The following is a 21,603-nucleotide window of genomic DNA, read 5'->3' on the forward strand; positions in this document are numbered from 1 at the left end:
CTCTTTTTTACTGTGCTTATCATATCCTAGCTCGTGCTCTAATTCGCTTTGTAGAACTCTTTCTACTAATTGTTTTTTTAATTTACTAAACAGACCATCTTTCGTCAATATCTCCGATGGATCTACTTGTGATAATAGTTCATCCACTAATTTTGTTGCTGTATCTGGTGTTTTTTTACTTAACTTTTGTGCCATGTGTGTTACCATAATAAATTATTTTTATTTTATTCTTTTTAGTAACTTACACAAAGTATATTACACCCTCGAAACAGCGATATAACCGCTTGTTTAATATATACTTTGCCGTTTTCTCAACTTCCCTACCCTTAGGCCATTAAATATCTCACCAATTGTTAATGTAATTAATTTGACAAGTGATTCTTCAGAAATCAAATTTTCTTAATTTAAAAAACTATTTTATAGCTTAATATCCTCTCTTTCAATAAATTTATCTCATCCAACTATTTCACTATAGTAACTTAACAGTATAATTTTAAGATTAATTGTCAAACTCATTAATGGGATTGATAATTTCAAAGTCAGAAAATAAATCTTGATTGTACTGTTCTGCACTATATACATCAGCTGGACATACATATAAATCAGTTAATAAATGAGGTGCATTCATAGAAGAACCAATTATAGGGTGAATTGAACCAATATATCCCATTTCTTCATTTTTGACCTTAGCCTCAATTACAGATCTTTTTAATAATTCAACAAGCATTTTATCCGCGCCTTTAAGTAATTCACTCTCAAACATAGCATATTCACTTATACTCATATCTAACAAGTGACGAATACAATTTTTTAAATTGTGGATAGTGCAGTTTTCAGATATTTGAGCTCTAAATAATAAATCTAGAGACACTCCTTTAGGAATATCAAAGCTCGCTCCTTTAAACCCACTAAATTTAGCTATTTCTCCTGTTATATCCTTTAGTAAATATATGTTCTTTTCATTATTTACCTCTGAAGTATACCTAAAAGTTAGTACCCTATAAATATAATGTTGAAGAAATTCTTTATACGTTGCCTTATCAAGTAATTCACTACCCATAACACGATAACTACCATGAGTAGGGTCACTATATTCGCTATTTGTAATTGATGGATCTGGTTCATGCAAGCCTAACCCAGCTCCATTAACAATCATAATTTGAAACTTATTCTGAAAAAATATATTCTTGATTGCAACATAAAAGGCATGATCCTGATTGGGAGTTATCACTTGTAAAATAAAAGAGTTTTCTGAGTATAAAAATTTATCTGCAATTAACTTAGATAATTCAAAAGCGTATTTATGTTTCCTTATCTCTGGTAATCTATCATTTTTAAATCTGCCATCGTTCATATATGCAATACTAAAGCAATTTTTTACTAAACGTTGAATTTCTTCAATTTTGTCTATATTAGGATTATTTATTTTAGCAATAGCACCACTTATCAAGGCTAACGACTGAAATTGCCCAAAAGAAGATATTAGTTTTTTATTAAATTCTAATTCTCTAAGTTGATTTTCTATACCTGGTTTTAATTGTAAAATCTCTCTATCACTTACTGGCCTAATATCTTGTTTTAATATTTCTTTCGCAAAATCTACTCTTGACTGCAATAAGCTTTTTATAAAACTATCATAAACTTCTAAACTTTTAGGTTCTACACCATGATTTTTATAGACATTAGACCCTATTATCATACCTTCTGAATTTACATATTTTTCTTTTTGAAACAATCTTCTTACAGATTCATTATATTGATCTTGTAATTCAGGCGGTAATCCTTCAATTTCTAAAAGTACTATAGGATGTGAAATCATAACTAAATGAGAACAGAATTTTAGCAATTCTAACTTATTAAATGTAAAGTTATATAATTTTGAAAAATAAGGAGCAATAGAAAGAGTTATATCATATGTATAAATAATACTAGATTGCTTAATTAGTTCTAAATCTAGTAATAATAGACTATATACACCTTGAAAATAATTCATATTTACCAATAAATTTTTTGTATACTCATGTATTTTATTGGCATAATTAGATTCTGCTCCATTCACTATAAAATCACTAATTCTTTTATTAGCATCTACAGTATCTTTTGGGAATTGTTGTAATTTATCCCTCCATATTTGAAAAAGTTTTAAATCAAGATTAAAGTTTCCAACGTAATAAGATACTATTGTGTTAAATATTAATATCGAGATATTTTCCGTATATGTTTGTAATTTACTTAAGACAATAGTTTCAACAAATTTTACTAAATCTCCATTGGTTAAAGTTTTTTTAAAAGATACATAACTATAAATCTCACAAGCCTTACTCCACTGCAAGGAATAATGGTCTGATTGTAAATCAGATTCTAATTTACCTTTAACCCAAAAGTTATTTAGTATCTGTAGATGAGCAATCAGAGGAAAATATTCTTGCTTTGTACTTGCCTTTAATTCATTGATTTTTTCCTGCCATTTTTTAATTAGCTTCTGATCAGGCATTTGGTTTGATTTTTCAAGTTGTAATGATTTCTTAATTGCTTTTTGAACATATTGCACATCATCTGTTGAAATAATAGGAAAATCCTCAGGTAATAGGCAGGTCACTTCAAATCTAAATGGTATATGAAATGTGGTTTTTTCTATCATCAATACAGCAGAAGATTTTAAGTGTTGAGTAAGTGGCAATAAAGATTGATTACATTCTTTGGCACTATATTGATTTGTATCAAAAACTGCAAAATTACTCGGTATATAATTTTTATAATCTTCTCTTAAATAATCAAAACTTTGAGGTTTAAATTCAGAAATATCAATCTCTTCTGTATAATATTGATGACTCAAATTTTGAACAAGCAAAGTTACTTTACGTATATGTAAACTAAAATTGAAAATGTCATCCTTTATATGGTTTAATACCTCTCTCTTCTCTGCATTATGTATTAAAGTTTTATATTTCTTAGCTACAACCTCAAAAAATTTCCAATCTATTGATATATAATATTTACTCGTTCTCAGTTCATTTGGTATTATTTGCTGCGCACTTAGAGTATTGAATAAATCTTGTTCTATAGTTTTATAATCTACTTGCTGGATATATTTTTGCTGTAAACTTTCTATTGCAGAATGAAAATCACGAAGTGGTTTTACTAATCTCACCTCTGTAATAATTTTATATAAAGATCTATAGCATTCATTCAATACATTAATATTTATTCCAATAGTTTTTACTTCATCTTCTTGAAAAATTCCGCTACTTTCTATTAAAACCTTAAGATCTTTTAAAAATGGTAATGTTTTTTTATATGGTTCAATTAAACTTGGTATTTTTTTATAAAATTTGCTGTCTTGCTGATTGCCTGTTAATCTATTATATACACAAAAAGCTGTAACTTCTTTGTTAAGTTGATATAGTGCTTCTGCAAACTGTGTATATTGCTGCTGCTCTGTTTCTGAAGGTAATTTTTGCTCTTGTTGTCTATTTATTATAAGCTTTAAAAGGTTCTCTAGACATAAAACCAAATTTAATATTTCATTATCAAAATTTCTATACATGCCAGCATATTTTTCTGTTTCAACAGCAAGTATAGCGAATTTTTCTTTTATTTGTTCATCAGAGAGCATATGCAGTAAATACTGTTTTATAATATTATGAATATCTTATTGATTGCTTTGCATTTTTATCTTCTCAAGTACTATTAAATACACGAAAATTTGTATAATAAACTCTTAAATATCATAACCTAGTATATCTGTCTCCTGGATTATAATTTTTCCAGAGCAACTAAACCAATTACACCAACTGCCCCACCAATTACCTAAACAATGAGTTGTATCTTCATCTATATAACCCACATATTGTGCTCCCCCACTTTTACTAAGTTCTGGACAAACATTTTGACTATTTATCACAAAATTATCTTGAGCTTTTATAACACTAGTATTAGCATTTTTACTACCAAATAAATACTCTCCACTCTCTATATAGGGATACATCACATCAAGAATATTACTACTACACCATAAAAATGGATTCCAAGTATATAAAGAGACAGTAATATTGATTATTTTACTTAAGTGATCTACATAACTATAATCTAATTTTATCACTTCTTTTGCAATGTCTTCTGTTACTTTATTACAATCTTTTAAACTAGTATAGCATAATGTTGCCCCTTTTTCGTCTTCTAGTTTGTGGATTAAATTTTCTGTTGCTTTATGTACTGTATTAAGTTTTTTTTTATCATCTAAGTCAATGTTCTCTTTAAAATGATTTGAATCAATCATCTTGCTTAGTTTACTATAATAAGCATTTAATTGATCATATGTCTCATGCAAATACCTTCTATTGCCTTGAGTAATACTATCAATTTTCGGAATTATGAGATTAGGTAAGAAATAAGTTACTTGTTGTGTATGAAAATTTGTTACCATCCCATCATTATTATCGGATATTATTTGGTTAGAAAATTCTTTAGCATAATTTAATATACCATCAATTAAATAAAGACATGAATCAATATTTAACAGTGAGCAATCCGCAATATGATAGTGTTTTTCTTGATTAAAACTAAGTATACCAGATAATGCATTAGAATTACCACCTTTTTGAAAAGCTGAAATCTCAACTGCTATAAGTGTACTTTTTAGGATTTCATTATTTTTAAGCGCTAATATCACATTTTTCATATTTGTAGTATCCTTTAGATCAGTTCCTAGTTCGAAGGATGCTTTACTATCTTTGTCTTTTAGTATCACTTCAATATTAGCAATAAAAATTGCTGATTTCTCAACTCCTACTACTATATTATCACCACAGATTTCAACAAATTGCCCAGGACGATCTTTATAGATTGATTTACCGTAGTCATTTAATATATCTTGACCTATTTTATTATTATAACTTATTGTTTTTTCAGAAAAAGAATTGCTATAATAAAATGAAAACGAAATAGAGTGTTGAGTGTCTTTTATACTTTTTAAATAATTTACACTAGGAATTTTTAAAAACTTATAGGCTGCGTTAATACTCAAATCAAGTCCTAAAGCATCTGTTATTTCTTTAAAATCACCTTTTTTTAAGTCAATCCTACTACTTTGAGCTTTACCCTCTTCTGACCTCTCTCCCATAACGAAACATTGTTGCTGTACAATCATAGCAGATATTGAACTATATCCTTTTCCTAGACTTGCATCAGGTGGAGTATAACTACGACCTATATCACTTTTTGTATTAATAGGATCCACAATATCAGTGAAAAAATCATGTTCCAATTCACAAATATTATTCAAACACACATTATCTTGCGAGTCTAGTATCACAGGCTTTTGTTCTTCATCTGGCATAATGTAAACACTACCTAAATTACTCTTTCCATCGATTGGATCTATGATATTAGTATCGTCAATTTTGAGAAGATCATGGCATGATGCCAAATCTTTAGACATAATAGTGCTATGACTTACACCATAAATATCTGCATTAATTTCTATTGCATTTACAGAAATTACTGTGCTTTTAATACCAAGATCAATAATTGACTGATAATTACTATTTCCTATCCTATCAATTTTACTTAGACATGCACCAGCTTCATTTCCTGTACATTTTATTGTAGAAATATGGGGATTATTATCAAGATATGAGGTGGTACCTTTTTGATCGATTGCATTTAATATTATCGCAGCAAATCGTCCAAAATGTGCAGAATAATCATCTACTTTAAATACAATATTTTGCACACTATATAATAGCTTTTCACATAACTTCTTAGGCATTTCTAACTTATGGAACGCTATGTATTTTTCATGCCATTTTTCTATTGATCTTGAGCTTAAACCTAAATTATCTAGCTCTTGCTGATAAATTATAGGATAAGGTAACAATGCTTGTTTTATATGATCTACAGAAGTAGCGGCAGTACTCTTCATTGTAATATGTAATTCATGTGCTTCTAAAGTCCTACAATCACAGTTACCTTTCAAAGTATCTACTATATGCTCCAACCCTATAGAATTCATCTTAGATTTTATTAAGTTTGCACTTTTGCCTTCTAACTTTAACTTCGTATATATAAACATAAGCACCCTTTAAGTATTAATTGTTGGCAACAAAAAGACTTTTGATTATGCTAACTATAAACATATAATTTATATCTTTTTATAAGCTTATATTCATAAAATACGAAGATTTCATTTTATTCAACTATTTTTTAGTTTAGGGGTTAATTACACATAGCACCCTGGAGTTTCGTCATGCACCTATATACGCCTTAATACCATCTATGCAGCCACTAAAATATCTTCTGAATTCTCCATTAAATCAAATACCTCTTCTCTCTTCTCTCTTCTCTTCTCTATCCTCACTTTCTAATTTTGGTATCCCATACAGTTCTCTTACCTTATCTTCCGATAATATATTTAATTTATTATCTATAGCCATATTTCACTCTTTTAACATAATATGTTCTCCTTTTTCTTTTAGGCTTCCATCTCCATTTACATAATCATACAATGTCGTAGTTGTGATATTTAGCTTTTTAGCAATATCTTTTGGTGCTTTATCCATTTTTCTAGGTCTACCACCTTTCCTCCCTCTTGCTCTCGCGGCATCTAATCCAGCTTTAGTTCTCTCCTTTATTAATTCACGCTCATACTCTGCTAACGCTGCAAATATATTAAATACAAAGCGCCCATTTGCTTTACCTGTATCTATTTCTGCTCCCAATCCTTGAAGAACTTTAAATCCTACTTCTTTTTTTCCTAGCATATCTATCATGCTGATCAGGTCTTTTATATCTCTACCAAGGCGATCTAACTTCCATACAACTAATATGTTGCCAAGTTGCAATGCTTTAATACATGATTGCAATCCAGGTCTGTTATCTTTTCTACTTGATGCATAATCATGGTATATTCTTCCACTATCTACTCCAGCTTTGATAAGTGCATCTTTTTGTAAATCTAAATTTTGTGAGCCATCAGCTTTTGAAACTCTTGCATATCCTATTAACATATTTAATCAGAAAAGATAATTTTTATACCAAAATCTTATGTTGTTTACCTTAACAGCTTTTCTGATTGATTTCTAGCTAAATACTTTATATTTTCTTCTAATCAGAATAACGGTCGTTTTTCTGGTTGTTCTCAATTTTCAAAATTGTTCAAAAATCACTCTTTTTTGTTTTTTGCAAATCTTCTGTATACTCCTTATATCCAAAGATACAGTTTTTCAACTGTTGAAATTAATTATTTTTTACTTCTCTATATAACCCTTGTTATCACTAATACAGAACATTTTAAAACTCCAGGGTGCTATGTGTAATTAACCGGGTTTGTTGCAAACTGATTAAAGAAGTAGTATAAAGGTAAAAAATAAAGGAAGGTTTATGGAAGAAAGAAAATATATAGATGCAGGAACATATTTCAAGAATCGACATTTCAGCGGAGAATTGATAATAGGATGCATGAGATGGTATCTAAAATATCTAATAAGCTACCGAAATTTAGAGGAAATGATGCAAGAACGTGGTGTAGAAGTTGATTATACGACGATATATAGGTGGATTCAGAAATATGCAGCAGAATTTCATAAAAGAATTAGCTGGTATAGCCAGGTCTATAGTGGTAGTTGGAGAGTTGACGAAACCTATATTAAAGTGAAAGGCAAATGGAAGTATTTATATAGAGTGATCAATAAATATGGAAAAACAATAGATTTTATTTTGCTGCATAGACGTGATAAAGAGGCTGCTAAAAGATTCTTGAAAAAAGCTCTAAAAAGCAGCAAATCTAATTTTTATAGAATCAATACAGACAAGCATGCTCCATATCAATTAGCAATTAATGAACTTAGAAAAGAATGAATAATAGGTGACAAAACAAAGCATTCTCAAGTTAAGTATTTGAATAATATTGTTGAATCAGATCATGGAAGGATAAAACGACGGCTTCGAACCATGCTAGGATTTAAATCTTTTACCTCAGCATATCGATGTATCAAAGGCGTTGAGACTATGATAATGTTTGCTAAAAATCAATCTTTCTGGATAAATAATAACTTAAAAAATCAAATCACTTTCATCAATAAACTTTTTAATCTTTACTCACTGGATTCTTCTATCTAAAATATTTCTGAACTTTAACTATTTTTTAACCTCTCTATCAGTTTGCAACAGACCCTTTTAAAGTATATGATGATGAAGCAATAGCAAAAATACTTTTAATTTCATCAATACAATATTCCTTTAATAATTCATTTCCACTGTAAATTACGGCACTTTTACTTGCAAATTTCGCATTAAGCAATTTAAATCCTTCATATCCAATAGTTAAGGTAGCTGCAGCAATCTTTACTGGACTCTTTAAACTATTCACAACACTTTTAAAAAAATCTAAACTAGAATACCACATATCTTTTAAAAAATTTCCGCTATGCACTTCCATTCCTGAATACGTATATGCTTTATTATTTAGTTGCATTAAAACATTTTGTGATGATAACAAAGGAATATTATCCATTATCATGCTATAAATATATCTTTCTGTCATAGTCACTCCTAAAATTTATTTCACATAAATAAATAACAACTATTTTACAACTATAAGTAAAGTGTATTTAGATATTATTTCTAATTGTTTTGAAAAATTTTCGAATTCTCAATATATGCTTTTGATTGCATTTCGTATATACGTGAAATTGTCCTACCAAACTCTTTTTTATGAATATCTCCAATATACAATTTATCCAATTTCACTTCAGAAGAGAATATCCCTAATAACTTTTCATTATACATGCAATCTATTAAAGCAATAAACCTTAATGCTTCATTATGATTTTCAAATTTTAGCTGAGGTATATTTTCAATTACTAACACTGAAAAATGATTACATAATGCTATATAATCCGTCGTACCTAGATTTGCCTCACAAATTTCACTAAAAGTAAATTTCACTACTTTATCAACACATTTATTAATGCTTAAATATCTATTATTTGAAACTTTTATTCTAGTTTTTTTAAAAACTTCATCATCAAGAAAATTACTAACAAGTTTATTAAATTTATCTGCTTGATGTGGATATAAAAACAATTTAAATTCCTTTAATTTATCTTTTCTATAATCTTGTGGTGAATCTAGATTAAAAATATGTATCTTATCCAAAAGCAAGTCAATAAATGGAAATATATACTCTCTCTTAAGACCATTTTTATATATATCTTGAGGACAAGAATTAGAAGTAAGGAAAATAAACATGCCATTATTTATTAATTCAGTAAAAAGCCTAGATAATAGCATAGCATCAACAATATTATTTACCTGAAACTCATCAAGGTATAAAATACAAAATTTTTTAGAAATTTCTTTGACAATTTCAGATACTTTGTTATCAATATTTTTTTGTTGATTAAGATTATTTATTTTTTCATGACAATCTAATATAAATTCATGAAAATGTTGCTTTAACTTATTTTTCACTTGTAAATTTTCAAAAAATAAATTTAAGACCAACGTCTTACCTCTACCAACCTTACCCCATAAATATATTCCCCTCTTTAAGGAAAAATTCTTACTAAACAATTTATCTATTAATGTTTTTGGCTTTTCAATTTGCAAACTAAATTGAGTTAGTAAATCAATTAATTTTAATTGATTTTTATCATCCTCATATCCTTTTTCTAAAATATACTTTTGATATACGTCTTTCAGCATTAGGACATCAACATTCCACCATTTACACTTAGAGTGTGCCCGTTAATGTATGAACTCTCATTAGATGCAAGAAATATCACTGCACTAGACACATCTTTGGGAACTCCAATTCTTTTAGCTGGAATATGTAAAATAATAGAATTTTTTATATCATCATTTAATACTTGAGTCATAGGTGTATCAATATAACCAGGTGCTACACAATTGATTGTAATACCTCTCGCTGCCACTTCTTTTGCTAGCGACTTAGACATCGCTATAATACCTGCTTTACTTGCTGCATAATTTGCCTGACCAGCATTACCACTAAGCCCAATAACTGATGATATATTAATTATTCTACCATACCTTCGTTTCATCATAGATTTTATTGCAGATCTATTAAGCTTAAACGTTGAATTAAGGTTCATTTCTATAACATCATCCCAATCCTCATCTTTTAGCCTAAGTGCTAAATTATCCTTAGTAATTCCAGCATTACAAACTAAAATATCTATATTTCCATATTCTTTTTCAGCATTTTCAAACAATGAAATTACATGTGATTTATCATTAAAATCACAAATCAATGTAGACACCTTATCTCCAAATTCATTATTTAGCTCTTTTAATTTTTCTTGGTTTCGCCCAACAGCCACAACTTTTGCTCCAGAAGTAATAAAATCTTTTATTATAGAGCGTCCTATACCCCCAGTAGCACCTGTAACTAAAGCAATTTTATTAGTTAAATCAAACATAATCACCTCCTATTTTAAAAAATTTTCTATGTCCTTTGATGTTTGCAAACTATAAACCTCAACATCTCTATATTCTCTTTTAATAAGGTTAGTTAACACATTGCCAGGCCCTACTTCAACAAACTTTCTTACTGAAAATTCGTTATACATCTTAGAAACTGTCTCACGCCACCTTACTTTACCTTCTATTTGTTTTACCAATAAGTCTTTTATTTCTTGCTTAGATTGATATACATTCGCTGAATAATTTGCAATCACATCAATTTTAGGAGTTTCAAAATTATATTTTTGTAATTCTTGAATCATAATTTTAGTGGCCTCTTTCATTAAACTTGAATGAAATGGAGCACTTACAGGAAGTGGTATTGACTTCCTTATATTAAAATTTTTCACCACCTCATTTATATCTTTAAACGCATCCTTATCTCCACTAAGTATAATTTGCCCCCCTCCATTATCATTTGCGGTCTCACAAACACCATTCTTAGAAAGAATGTTGCAAATTTCTTGAGCTGCAACTTCATCTCCACCAATTAATGCGTACATAGCGCCCTTACCTATTGGCACTGCTTTTTGCATAGCATTACCCCTAGCTCTTAATATTTTAGCTGTATCTTCTAAAGATATGCTTTCTGCAGCACATAAAGCACTATATTCACCTAAAGAATGTCCAGCTGATATGGAACATAATTCTGTAATTTTTTTATTAGAAAGAGAAGTTACAATTTTTAAAACTGCCATTGATGTTGCCATAATTGCTGGCTGAGTATTACTGGTTATTTTTAAATTATTTTCATCCCCATTAAAAATTAAGTTAGTTAAATTCTGATTTAAAGCTTCATTAATAATTTCAAATACTTCTTTCGCCTCAAGAAAATTATCATAAATCTCTTTACCCATTCCAACATACTGAGAACCTTGACCAGGATATATAAAAGCTGTGTTCATAAAAATAAGTTTAAATATAATTTGGGTATGTTAGTTTAATTTAAAAATTTATTCTATATATTTCTTGACTTGAAGTTTAATTTACGTTAGCCAATGACTAATAAACTTTTTGAGTCTTTTAGCATGACACAACTTTAAGAAATGAACGAAGCAAGTAATTTCCACCAAAATCTGAACAATTTAATAAAAGTGGGAGAAGAATTAGAGTATAATGTAAAATTGGAAGAAACAATTTATGCATTCGCATATCTGAAAAAAAGCTAGATGACAGTATTAAAGAGCATCTTGATCATATGAATTTAGCTTTTGAGCAACGTTTCGTTATGTATGATGGATATGGTAGTTTATCATATCTAGATAAACCATTGTATTTGGTTAAATCAATCAACGAACCATCAAATAGCTCTGTTAAACAAAACTATAGCACTATTACACCTAATCCTTTAGAAGATCCTTTAGAACAATATCGAGGATATGAATTCTTTATGTTTAGACTGATCAATGGTCAAAATAGCTTTAATACAGAACCTAATTATAAAATTACTTTTGATAAACAAGCAAATGAATCATATCAAAAATCTGATGTAGTAGGAACATTTAAGTACCATAATGCCAATAGTAGTATGATAAAAGCATATCTACTAGAAGGAGATACATTTATGGTAAATCCAGTTGCTGAAAAGATATTAGTGCAAGAAAAAAATCACTTAGTTGATATGATAAAAAGTGTATTTAATAAGCACTATCTATACTGCAACAAATTAAAAAATATTCCTGATAACTTAATCATAAAAATAACTAATGATGTTTGTATTCATAGATATGAAGCTGCTGATAAAGATTTTCTTATTAACATTATTAATTGTAACGAGATATTTACTTTAGCTAAAGATGATGAATTATGCCCCTATCATGACTCTCTTGACAACTTTGGTACTACCTAATAATCTACCAGAATCAGCATAACTTTAATGAATAAAAAAATCATCTGAATAAATTTTTATCTAGGCTAAAAATATTTAGCCTAGATTTTCTAACAAATATGCCTAAAATAGCATAAAATATTAATTTGTAATATTTATGTTTAAGCACCCATTTCCAAGACAAAAATCTAAATTAAATAAAATAAATAAGATTATACTAATCTCTTCAGGAAAAGGAGGAGTAGGTAAATCAACTATTGCATCAAACATAGCAATATGTTTAGAAAAATCAGGATATAAAATTGGCTTACTTGATTCAGATGTTTATGGACCATCAATCCCTAGGATATTCAATATCAATCAAAAGCCTGAGATAAAAGAGGGCTTAATACAGCCTCATGAAGAACAAAATATAAAGTTGATGTCTATGGGCTTTTTGGTTCCAGAAAGCTCTGCGCTAGTATGGAGAGGGCCAATGCTTACAAAAGCAATTCATCAGTTATTTAAACTTACAAATTGGGGCAACTTAGATTACCTTATTGTTGATACACCACCAGGTACAGGTGATATACATTTAAGCATTGCAGAAAATTATGCAATTGATGGTGCAGTTATAGTGACAACGCCACAAAAGCTTGCACTAATTGATGCTTTCAAAGCAGTTGATATGTATAATAAATTAAAAATCAAAATTATGGGAATAATAGAAAATATGTCGTACTTATCCAATCCTATAAATCAAAATAAAGAGTATATTTTTGGCAAAAGCAACTTACAAGACTATTGCAATGATAAAAATATAGATTTTTTAGGAACAATACCAATGTTACAAAAATTAGCAAGCAAAATGTTACTTACTACGAACGATGATAAAGAATTAGAAAAGACATTTAAATCTATTACACAGAAGCTATAATAATTACGAATTATTAACTTTTAATCCTATCTATAAATAAAATACCTTCTAAATAATCATATTCATGTTGAGCACACCTTGAGAACCATTTCCAATAATCATGTCTATCTCCTTGAATTTTCATTACTTTTCTCTCTAATTTCTCGTTCAAATATTCTAATTCAATATTACAAGGTCTCTTAACATTTGTACTTCCATTATATTTTTTATCAATTATTTCCATAGGTACTGATGGAGTACCTTCTGATAATATAATTTTACTGGTTAAATCCATTTTAATCTTAGGGTTTAAGAAGAAATATGGTTTACGCTCAATTATCAAATCTGGAGAAGCATTATTATCTTTAATTACCTCTTCTTCAATCTCAATTAATTGCTTTTTACCATTAACTTCTTTAATCCTTGGAAACTTTTTTATCATTTTAGATTTTTGAACTAATTTATTATTTATGGAAACGAAATAAACTTCTTCTATAACAACACTATCACCATTCTCTAGCCTAGATGTTAGATATGATGAATCGCCAAAATCAATAAATTCATTTGCACTTGTTATCTTAGATTTTGGTATATCTACAATGAACGCTCTTATTGGTGCACCAACCTGCATTGCACCAACTCCAACACCACTAAACCCATACATCGTAGACAATAGATGTTTTTCCATAAATTTAATAACTAAAGGCAACTCTGAGTCACTAATTTCAACAGATTTCATCCTTAAAATTTTTTCATCTTCTGGTATTTTCAATACCTTTAAAGTTCCTTTTTCCTGATTTAATGTAGGTTTATATACCTTATTCCCTATACTTACTTCTATAATTTTATCTTTATCAAGCGATATCTTACCCATTTATATCATTACTAACTTTTTCAAGCCTATCTACAAATAAGACACCATCAAGGTGATCATTTTCATGTTGTGCACACCTAGAAAACCATTTCCAATAATCATCCTTTGACCCATCTATTTTCATTATTTCTTTTTCCAGATTTTCATTTATATATTCTATCTCAATGCCTTCAGGTCTTTTAACATTGCTATTACCATTATATTCTTTAAATATGGATTCCATCGGAACAGATAAGCAACCTTCTGGTAATACTATTTCATTATTATGATGAAGCTTTATTTTAGGATTTAAGAAGAAATATGGTTTACGCTCAATTATCAAGTCTGGAGAAGTATTATTATCTTTAATCACCTCTTCCTCAATCCCAATTAATTGCTTTTTCCCATTTTCCTCTTTTATTTTTGGCACCTTTCTTGTTATTTTATTTTTTTGAATAAATTTATTATCAGCATATTCAACATAAGTTTCATTCATAATAACAGATTTTCCTTTTTCTAATTTTCCTCTTAAGAATAATCTTACATCAAGTTGATCTGAATCATCCTTATTTATAATTTTTGTCTTAGCTATATCTACAATGAATGCTCTAATTGGCGCTCCAACTTGTACTGCAGCTATACCTATACCTCCAGATTCATACATTGTAGATAATAGATATTTTTTCATAAAATCAGCAACCAAAGGCAATTCTGATTCACCAATTTCAATAGATTTCATTCTTAAAATTTTTTCATCTTCAGGCATCTTCAATACCTTTAAAATTCCTTTTTCCTGATTTAATGTAGGTTTATATACCTTATTCCCTATACTTACTTCTATAATTTTATCTTTATCAAGCGATATATTTTTATTTTCCATTGCTCCTCCATAAGCATTAAAAGTTAATAGTATTAAAATAAATACATATTTTGTAAACTTCTTTAAATTTATGTTATGTAGCATAAGTAATACTCAATATTTATAATTCACCGGGTTGTCAGGACATTGGTTAAATCCATACTCTAAATATACTAAAATAATATTAAAAACCAAAAGAGTTAAAAACAAAACAAAAAATAAATTAGTTATTTTTTTAATCGACAATAACATCTTTGATAACAAACTCTCTAAATTTATATTTTTGAACATTGGTGAAATAGATATCAAAATTATAAATAAAAAAGAAATAATATCATTCCAAGTATAAAAATGTAAACTTAGAAACTTTGATCCATAACCAGAATCACCAGGCATGATATGTAGAAATACTTGCCTCATAGCTACTGTTAAACTATATAAACTGGAGATCACTATTATAAAATCATATTTAAATTGCTTTCCTAATCTTAAGTTCATTAAAGCTCCAAAAGCTATAAAGAACAACCCTACCCTCTGCAATAAGCATAATGGACAAGGCAATTCATTAAAGTAAAATTGATAAAATAAAGCAATAATATTAGCTCCTAATGCTATACTTAGTATAACAAAATCTATAAATAATCCTCTTTGATTTTCCATTTTATACACTTATTTATTTACTAAAATGATAGATTTAATTTGTCAGTTGCATGGTGAAGCAACCAAAGTATTGACATAAAAAAACAAATATAAAAACAAGTTAAGCCAAAATATTTTTTGCCAAAATAACCTAATAAAAGAGATAGGATTAATAAAAAAAATATTGCCACAATCATAAAACAAATCCTCTGCCATTTATGTAAAAAGTAAAATAAAATTCATCTTTTAGCAAGTGAAATCACTCTAATTTCTTTTGCACCATTATTCAATAATGTTTTTGAACATTCATTTGCAGTACTTCCAGTAGTAATTATATCATCTATTAATAACACCTTTTTATCCTCAATTAATTTTTTATATTTTAAATTTACTGAAAAAGCTTCTTTTAGATTCTTTTCTCTTAAGCTTTTCTTTAAATCACTTTGATTTTCTGTGTTTTTAATTTTAACTAGAATATTATTTTTATAATTAATACCTAAGATCCTTGAAGCTATTTTTGCTAAAATCAAGGACTGGTTGAACCCACGTTTTTTTAATTTTGTCTTATGCAATGGCACAGGTATAATATAAGTTATATCACTATAATTTACATTTGATATGATATAGCTTAACCAACTCTTAAATAACTTTAATAATCTAAAGTTATCATTAAATTTAAAGCTAGTTATTATTTTTTTACTAAAATCATTATATTCAAATACTGATATCACTTGAGAATATGTGTGTTTATCATAAATACAATTTAATTCAGAGCATTCACCAAACATTTTTTTCAATGAATTCCCACGTTTTTTACAGTATGGCCTGGTAATAAATGATATTTTTATAAAACACTCAGAACACAAAATATTAGCATCCATGCAGTCACTCTTACAAACAATGCACTTTGGTGGGTATATTATATCGATTAGTAGATTAAAGTAATTCAGTATCATGCATTTATAAATGAAAATTGAATATTAAAATATAGTGCACAATTATATACATACAAAATAAGTATTAGAAAAATAAATTACAATTAAATCATTAAATATCATTTTTAAAAAAAATTAGAATATTCCTAGCACCTAAGCAATTTTTAAAACATATAATTGCTTAAAATTATATTTTACAAGTATTTTACTTGACAAAGCAAAACATGCTTGGTATAGTTCGCTGAAATTTAACTAATTGTGTGTGAAAAATGAATACAGAAACCGATTTTAATAAATATGGCTAATGCGAAGATGGGTCTACATCTGACGAATGCATGGAAGGATCAAACCCAAAAGAAAACCTTAAAGTCACAGATCAACAAAAAGGTTTAGTTCTTAGAAGTACAAACATCAAAAATACTGAAAATATTTTTGGCCCAATTGTATCTGCGTTAGTTGCAGAAACAAAACAATCAGCATCTTCTGTCACTAGAGAAGTTAAAGGAGTGGACCAAGAAGTAAGATCATCATTTAGCTTTCTAAAAGGCAAAATAGATAATGATGTCAAGAAACACATCAATGATATGGATCTTGCTATTAAACAAGGGAGCACAATGTATCCAGGATTTGGAAGTTTATCTTACAAAAGCAAAAACTTTTACGTTGTAGAAATCGTCAATGACGAAGAAGATGGTGATGATAAAAGTCAAAATAACTACTCTCCGATTCAACCATCATTAGATAAAAGTCTAGGATATGAATTTTTCATGTTAAGACTTATTAATGGCGACAAAAGCTTTAACACCGCACCTAACTATAAGGTTGTTTTTGATAAACAAAATTACGAACCTTATTCTAAAGGTGATGTTGTGGGATCATTCGAATACCATAATGGAAATACTGGTATACAAGCTTACGAAACTGATGGAAATACGATTAAAGTAAATACTGCTGCAGCAAAAATATTAATTCAAGATAAGAAAAAATTAACTGATATTTTAAAAAATGTCTTTAATACTTATAATAAACAATGTAATGATCTAAAAAGCATTGACCCTGTAATCAGGGAAGATTTAAGCACAGGTATATGCCAAAGTAGATATGATCATGAAGATCAAGACTTTTTTATTCAATTTGTTACTTGTAAAGAAATTTTTACTTTAGCTTACGACGATGCGTTCTGTCCTACAAAACAGTTTGTACACACAGATATTCTTGATGAGCTATAATTTTTAATACTATTTAGCACTTATAGATTTTTAGGCTCTTTAAATAATATCTTTTGTTTAAAGAGCTTAATTCCAATTAAATGATCAGACTATAAGTACAAACAATCCATATAAACAATTTAGGTAAAAATAATGAGTAAAGACAAAAACCAAATTGCTGTTATAGAAAAAGATGACATTCTAACTGGACTAAAAGAAGCAGCAGAATCTGGATTACCAGATGCAAAATACGAAATGGCTCTCATTTATTTGGAAAGAGAAGAAACAGATCAAGCTATTAAATTACTTGAAGAGTCATACAATAAATTCCACAAATCATCTTTGAAATTAGGTGATATGCATACAGAAGGCAAATATGTTAAAGCTGATCCAAAAAAAGCATTAAAATATTATCTCAAAGCTTATGAATTAGGAGATGATTAAGCAGCATTTAAACTTGGAGTGCTTCACTCTCATGAAGAATATTCTAATTATGGTTTTTATGACAAAGATAAAGCTATAAAATATTTTGAAGAAACCATCAAACTGAAATCAAATGATCATGACTCAGAAGCATACTTTTATTTAGGTGAACTATATTTAGCTAAAGGTAAATTTGAAAAAGCTCATGCTAATCTACTCAAATCATATGATCATTATAAAAACCCGAAAGCAGCTAAATCACTTGGTATAATTTACTTTGAAGGAAAAATAAAAGAGTTCAAAAATTTAAATATTGCATATAAATTTTTAAAATTTGCTTCAGAAAATGGTGATGGATACTCAACATACATTTTAAGTAAATATTATTTAAATGGTCTTGGAAAAACCGAAAAAAATGTTGAAAAAGCATTGGAATTACTTGAAAAAGCAAGTGATTTAGGCTATTCAGATGCAATTTTTGATTTAGCAGAATTATACCTAAATCCCAAATTTGAAAAATATGATTCTAATCAAGCAATTATAGAATTAAAAAAGTTAGCAAATAAAGATCATAACAAAGCGCAACACAAGCTAGCTCAAGTTTATACTTTACTGGGTAATAATGATGAAGCTCTGTCATATTTAGAACAATCTAGTAATAATGGTAACCATGAAGCAACATTCGATCTTGCGACAAAAATACTGTCAAATTGCAAATTAGATTCTGAAAAATCTTTCTTAGATTCAATATATGATATGCTATCCAATACTAATTCTAATTTGTATTGTTCAAAAGGAATATCATTGTTAGACAACAATGCTAGAAACAACAAACACTCTAAATCTATTGTAACCTTACTTTCTATTTATGAGAAAGGTTTATATAAAAATTCAAAAGTTTCACCTGGCAACCAATTTAAATTAAAAGAGATATTAGAACTTGGTAAAATAAATAAATTACCTTCAGCTTTATTTATTTCATCCAAAATTATTTTAGAAAATATAAATGAAGATAGTAATGAAGGTATTACAAATTTAGCTATAAATGATTTAATTTATGCTTCTGATAAAGGCAATCATGATGCAATGCTATATTATGCTCAAAATTTGATGTTGGGTAAAATTGTTCCTTATAATCCTAATTTAGCTGAAGAATTACTTGTAAAAGCTGCTAATGAAGGGCATTATGATTCTCAATACTTTTTAGGAAAGGAAGATTTTGAAAAACAAAATCCTATAAAGTGTAAAGATTCTTTAAATTGGTTGCTTAAAGCTCATTATAATGTTGCAAATCCTGAGATGGAATTTATGCAATCGATATTAAATAAGTATAATATAAATGATATTTTTATACATGACCATGAATCATTTAAGAAAGCTTATAAGCAAATTTCACTCCATCTACATCCAGATAAAGTTTCAAATCTAAAATCTATTGTTACAATAGATGAAGTCAATGATGATTTAAATTTAGTAAAAGAGATTTATAAAGAATCTTACAATCTATCTGATTTACCTGAAACTAAAAATAAAATTCACGATGACGTAGAATTAATGATAGCACAAATGCATTTTAATGGATGTAAGGACTTGCAAAAAGATACTACAGAAGCAAAAAAATGGTATTCTTCAGCCATAAAAAAGGGCAATCAAAAAGCAAAACTTGAATATTATTTAAAATTTAAAGATGAGCTAAATACAGATGCATCTGAGATTTCAGCACATGAATCAAACGATAGATCTGAATTATAGTTTTTTTTTAAATTTTCATTAGGAGTAATTGATAATGCATCACTTTACAAAAAGTATTTTATTATTTCTTTTTTTAGTGATGCTTTATCAATATTCTTACTCTAAAAATTTATACATTAAATTTGATCTTCCTATTAAAGGCAAATATATCAAAAATGAGGCTGATAAGTTAATTAATCAAGATAAACCATCTTTTAAAATTTCTAATGATAACTATGGATTTGGAATTGGCTATAATTTTAATGAGTATATAGAATCTGAATTGACATATAATAAAATTAAATATATCACACTCACTTCTGACTATAAACTTAATTCATTATCATTTGATCCGGCTAAAAATATTGATCCTATACTATTAATGCGTGCATACGTACAAAAAGATAAAAATAACATACCTGATTCGATCAATACTGATGATACTTACTTATATCACCCTACTAGAAATGGTGAAATAACAATTAGGGGTAAAAAATATCATGTCGAAAAGCTCTTAAAAGACTCTAAATTAAATTATAATAAATTAGATAAGCTTAATTTATCTTTATTAAATATGAAATTAGAAGCTTTAATATTTTCTTTAAAATTAAAAGCTCCAACTAAAAAACGCTTTGTACCTTTTTTAATATTAGGAGCTGGAGCTTCTAAAATGAAAATTGTTGAACTTCCTGAAAAATATAATAATAAAACAAATCAAATGGAGCAAAAACCATCTCTTTTGAACAAAACTTCTTTTGCTTATCGTGTTGGTGTCGGTATGAAATTTAAAATGTCTGGAAACTCAGCTCTTGAAGTTTCAGCAAGATATTTTGATTATGGTAAATACAAATTATCTAATGGTGATCAAAAAAAAATTAAGGGCCATGATTTTTCAGCGGGTATAGTTTTAGGCTTTTAATAAATGTTTAAAGGTTATTTTGCTTCCAAATTGTTTACCATTGAATAAAATTTAGAAAAATAGTATTTTGATCATTAAAAACGCTTTTCCTATTTTTATATATGGCAGGACATTCAAAATTTAAAAACATAATGCATCGTAAAGGTGCTCAAGATAAAAAAAGAGCAAAGGCTTTTACAAGAGCAGTAAAAGAGATAATAGTTGCTGCAAAATCAGGTATGCCAGATCCAAATTTCAACCCCAGACTACGCACTGCTATAACAGCTGCAAAACAAGCAAACTTGCCAAAAGATAAAATTGACAATGCAATCAAAAAAGCAACTTCTGCTGATAATGATGTCAATTATGATGAAATAAGATATGAAGGTTATGGACCTGGAGGAGTAGCTATTATAGTTGAAACCTTAACAGATAATAAAAATAGAACTGCAAGCGAAGTAAGAGCCGCATTTAGTAAAAATGGAGGTGCACTTGGTGAGCCAGGAAGTGTTGGCTATATGTTTAAAAAAGTTGGGTCTATTACTTATGAAGAAAGTAACTTGGATAAAAATCAATTAATTGATGATGCTATAGAATTTGAAGCAGATGATTGCACAGAAAAAGGTAACTTTGTTGAAATTATTACAAACACAGAAAAATATTCTGAAATTAGTGATTCTCTTGAAAACAAATTTAGCAAACCATTTAAATCTCAAGTAAAGTGGGTGGCAGATACTTTAGTTGAATTAGATGGAGAAAAAAGTGAAAAAGTTTTTAAACTTTTAGAAGTACTAGATAATTTAGACGACGTACAATCTGTTCATAGCAATCATAAATTTTTAAGCTAAT

General features: G+C 28.1%; 19 protein-coding genes and 2 pseudogenes. 8 read left to right on the forward strand and 13 right to left on the reverse strand.

What is annotated here, in order from left to right; translation table 11 throughout:
• The 4 genes and pseudogenes from h2es_RS04925 to h2es_RS04940 all read right to left on the reverse strand — a co-directional run.
• Nucleotides 1-195 (reverse strand): annotated as a pseudogene (locus h2es_RS04925) (transposase); the annotation flags it as partial.
• Nucleotides 196-499: 304 nt separating this feature from the next.
• Nucleotides 500-3,616, reverse strand: coding sequence for a hypothetical protein (locus tag h2es_RS04930; RefSeq protein WP_154511937.1), 3,117 nt, complete (start codon nt 3,614-3,616; stop codon nt 500-502).
• Between the two features lie 105 nt (nt 3,617-3,721).
• The gene (locus h2es_RS04935; protein WP_154511939.1) at nt 3,722-6,073 is read right to left on the reverse strand and encodes a hypothetical protein; all 2,352 of its coding nucleotides are present in this window, start codon (nt 6,071-6,073) and stop codon (nt 3,722-3,724) included.
• Nucleotides 6,074-6,437: 364 nt separating this feature from the next.
• On the reverse strand, nt 6,438-7,007 hold the full coding sequence (locus tag h2es_RS04940) for a recombinase family protein (protein ID WP_154511941.1): 570 nt from the start codon (nt 7,005-7,007) through the stop codon (nt 6,438-6,440).
• Nucleotides 7,008-7,380: 373 nt separating this feature from the next.
• Here h2es_RS04940 and h2es_RS04945 point away from each other — a divergent pair.
• Nucleotides 7,381-8,118: pseudogene (locus tag h2es_RS04945) on the forward strand (IS6 family transposase).
• Between the two features lie 37 nt (nt 8,119-8,155).
• On the opposite strand, the gene h2es_RS04950 reads toward h2es_RS04945, so the two are convergent.
• The 4 genes from h2es_RS04950 to fabD all read right to left on the reverse strand — a co-directional run bounded on the left by h2es_RS04950 (nt 8,156) and on the right by fabD (nt 11,390).
• On the reverse strand, nt 8,156-8,542 hold the full coding sequence (locus h2es_RS04950) for a hypothetical protein (protein ID WP_154511943.1): 387 nt from the start codon (nt 8,540-8,542) through the stop codon (nt 8,156-8,158).
• Between the two features lie 80 nt (nt 8,543-8,622).
• On the reverse strand, nt 8,623-9,705 hold the full coding sequence (zapE, locus tag h2es_RS04955) for a cell division protein ZapE (protein ID WP_154511945.1): 1,083 nt from the start codon (nt 9,703-9,705) through the stop codon (nt 8,623-8,625).
• A complete protein-coding gene (fabG, locus tag h2es_RS04960; RefSeq protein ID WP_154511947.1) occupies nt 9,705-10,442 on the reverse strand; it encodes a 3-oxoacyl-[acyl-carrier-protein] reductase in 738 nt (245 codons plus the stop codon). Before fabG ends, zapE begins: the two co-directional genes overlap by 1 nt.
• Nucleotides 10,443-10,451: 9 nt before the next feature.
• Nucleotides 10,452-11,390, reverse strand: coding sequence for an ACP S-malonyltransferase (fabD, locus tag h2es_RS04965; protein WP_154511949.1), 939 nt, complete (start codon nt 11,388-11,390; stop codon nt 10,452-10,454).
• 293 nt (nt 11,391-11,683) lie between these two features.
• Here fabD and h2es_RS04970 point away from each other — a divergent pair, with 293 nt between their 5' ends.
• Both h2es_RS04970 and h2es_RS04975 read left to right on the forward strand, forming a co-directional pair.
• Nucleotides 11,684-12,334 (forward strand): hypothetical protein, encoded by a 651-nt coding sequence (locus h2es_RS04970; RefSeq protein ID WP_154511951.1) that lies wholly within the window; start codon nt 11,684-11,686, stop codon nt 12,332-12,334.
• A 136-nt stretch (nt 12,335-12,470) separates the two neighbouring features.
• Nucleotides 12,471-13,229 carry an Mrp/NBP35 family ATP-binding protein gene (locus h2es_RS04975; protein ID WP_154511953.1) on the forward strand — a complete coding sequence of 253 codons (759 nt, stop codon included), beginning with the start codon at nt 12,471-12,473 and terminating at the stop codon, nt 13,227-13,229.
• A gap of 13 nt (nt 13,230-13,242) precedes the next feature.
• On the opposite strand, the gene h2es_RS04980 is transcribed toward h2es_RS04975, so the two are convergent.
• Genes h2es_RS04980 through h2es_RS04995 form a run of 5 tightly spaced genes read right to left on the reverse strand, consistent with a single transcriptional unit; the run spans nt 13,243 to nt 16,515 of the window.
• The gene (locus h2es_RS04980; protein ID WP_154511955.1) at nt 13,243-14,082 is read right to left on the reverse strand and encodes a peptide deformylase; all 840 of its coding nucleotides are present in this window, start codon (nt 14,080-14,082) and stop codon (nt 13,243-13,245) included.
• Complete coding sequence (locus h2es_RS04985; RefSeq protein ID WP_154511957.1) at nt 14,075-15,025, reverse strand: peptide deformylase; 951 nt, start codon at nt 15,023-15,025, stop codon at nt 14,075-14,077. Before h2es_RS04985 ends, h2es_RS04980 begins: the two co-directional genes overlap by 8 nt.
• A gap of 9 nt (nt 15,026-15,034) precedes the next feature.
• A complete protein-coding gene (locus tag h2es_RS04990; protein WP_154511959.1) occupies nt 15,035-15,580 on the reverse strand; it encodes a disulfide bond formation protein B in 546 nt (181 codons plus the stop codon).
• Between the two features lie 20 nt (nt 15,581-15,600).
• Nucleotides 15,601-15,756 carry a DUF5993 family protein gene (locus h2es_RS07930; RefSeq protein ID WP_369122803.1) on the reverse strand — a complete coding sequence of 52 codons (156 nt, stop codon included), beginning with the start codon at nt 15,754-15,756 and terminating at the stop codon, nt 15,601-15,603.
• A 42-nt stretch (nt 15,757-15,798) separates the two neighbouring features.
• A complete protein-coding gene (locus h2es_RS04995; protein WP_154511961.1) occupies nt 15,799-16,515 on the reverse strand; it encodes a ComF family protein in 717 nt (238 codons plus the stop codon).
• Between the two features lie 314 nt (nt 16,516-16,829).
• Between h2es_RS04995 and h2es_RS05000 the strand changes: the two genes are divergently transcribed.
• The 5 genes from h2es_RS05000 (at nt 16,830) to h2es_RS05020 (ending at nt 21,602) form a co-directional block, all read left to right on the forward strand.
• Entirely contained in the window at nt 16,830-17,723 is an 894-nt protein-coding gene (locus h2es_RS05000; RefSeq protein ID WP_154511963.1) for a hypothetical protein, read from the forward strand.
• 132 nt (nt 17,724-17,855) lie between these two features.
• Nucleotides 17,856-18,146, forward strand: a complete 291-nt coding sequence (locus h2es_RS05005) for an SEL1-like repeat protein (RefSeq protein ID WP_154511965.1) — start codon at nt 17,856-17,858, stop codon at nt 18,144-18,146.
• A gap of 18 nt (nt 18,147-18,164) precedes the next feature.
• Nucleotides 18,165-19,877: a tetratricopeptide repeat protein gene (locus tag h2es_RS05010; protein WP_154511967.1), complete on the forward strand. Its 1,713-nt coding sequence runs from the start codon at nt 18,165-18,167 to the stop codon at nt 19,875-19,877.
• Between the two features lie 34 nt (nt 19,878-19,911).
• A complete protein-coding gene (locus h2es_RS05015; protein WP_154511969.1) occupies nt 19,912-20,775 on the forward strand; it encodes an outer membrane protein in 864 nt (287 codons plus the stop codon).
• 101 nt (nt 20,776-20,876) lie between these two features.
• Nucleotides 20,877-21,602 carry a YebC/PmpR family DNA-binding transcriptional regulator gene (locus h2es_RS05020; RefSeq protein ID WP_154511971.1) on the forward strand — a complete coding sequence of 242 codons (726 nt, stop codon included), beginning with the start codon at nt 20,877-20,879 and terminating at the stop codon, nt 21,600-21,602.
• The last annotated feature ends 1 nt before the right edge of the window (nt 21,603 follow it).

The sequence above is a fragment of the Rickettsiales endosymbiont of Trichoplax sp. H2 genome, assembly GCF_009690945.1.
In the GTDB taxonomy this organism is placed as follows: Bacteria; Pseudomonadota; Alphaproteobacteria; order Rickettsiales; family Midichloriaceae; genus Aquirickettsia; species Aquirickettsia rohweri.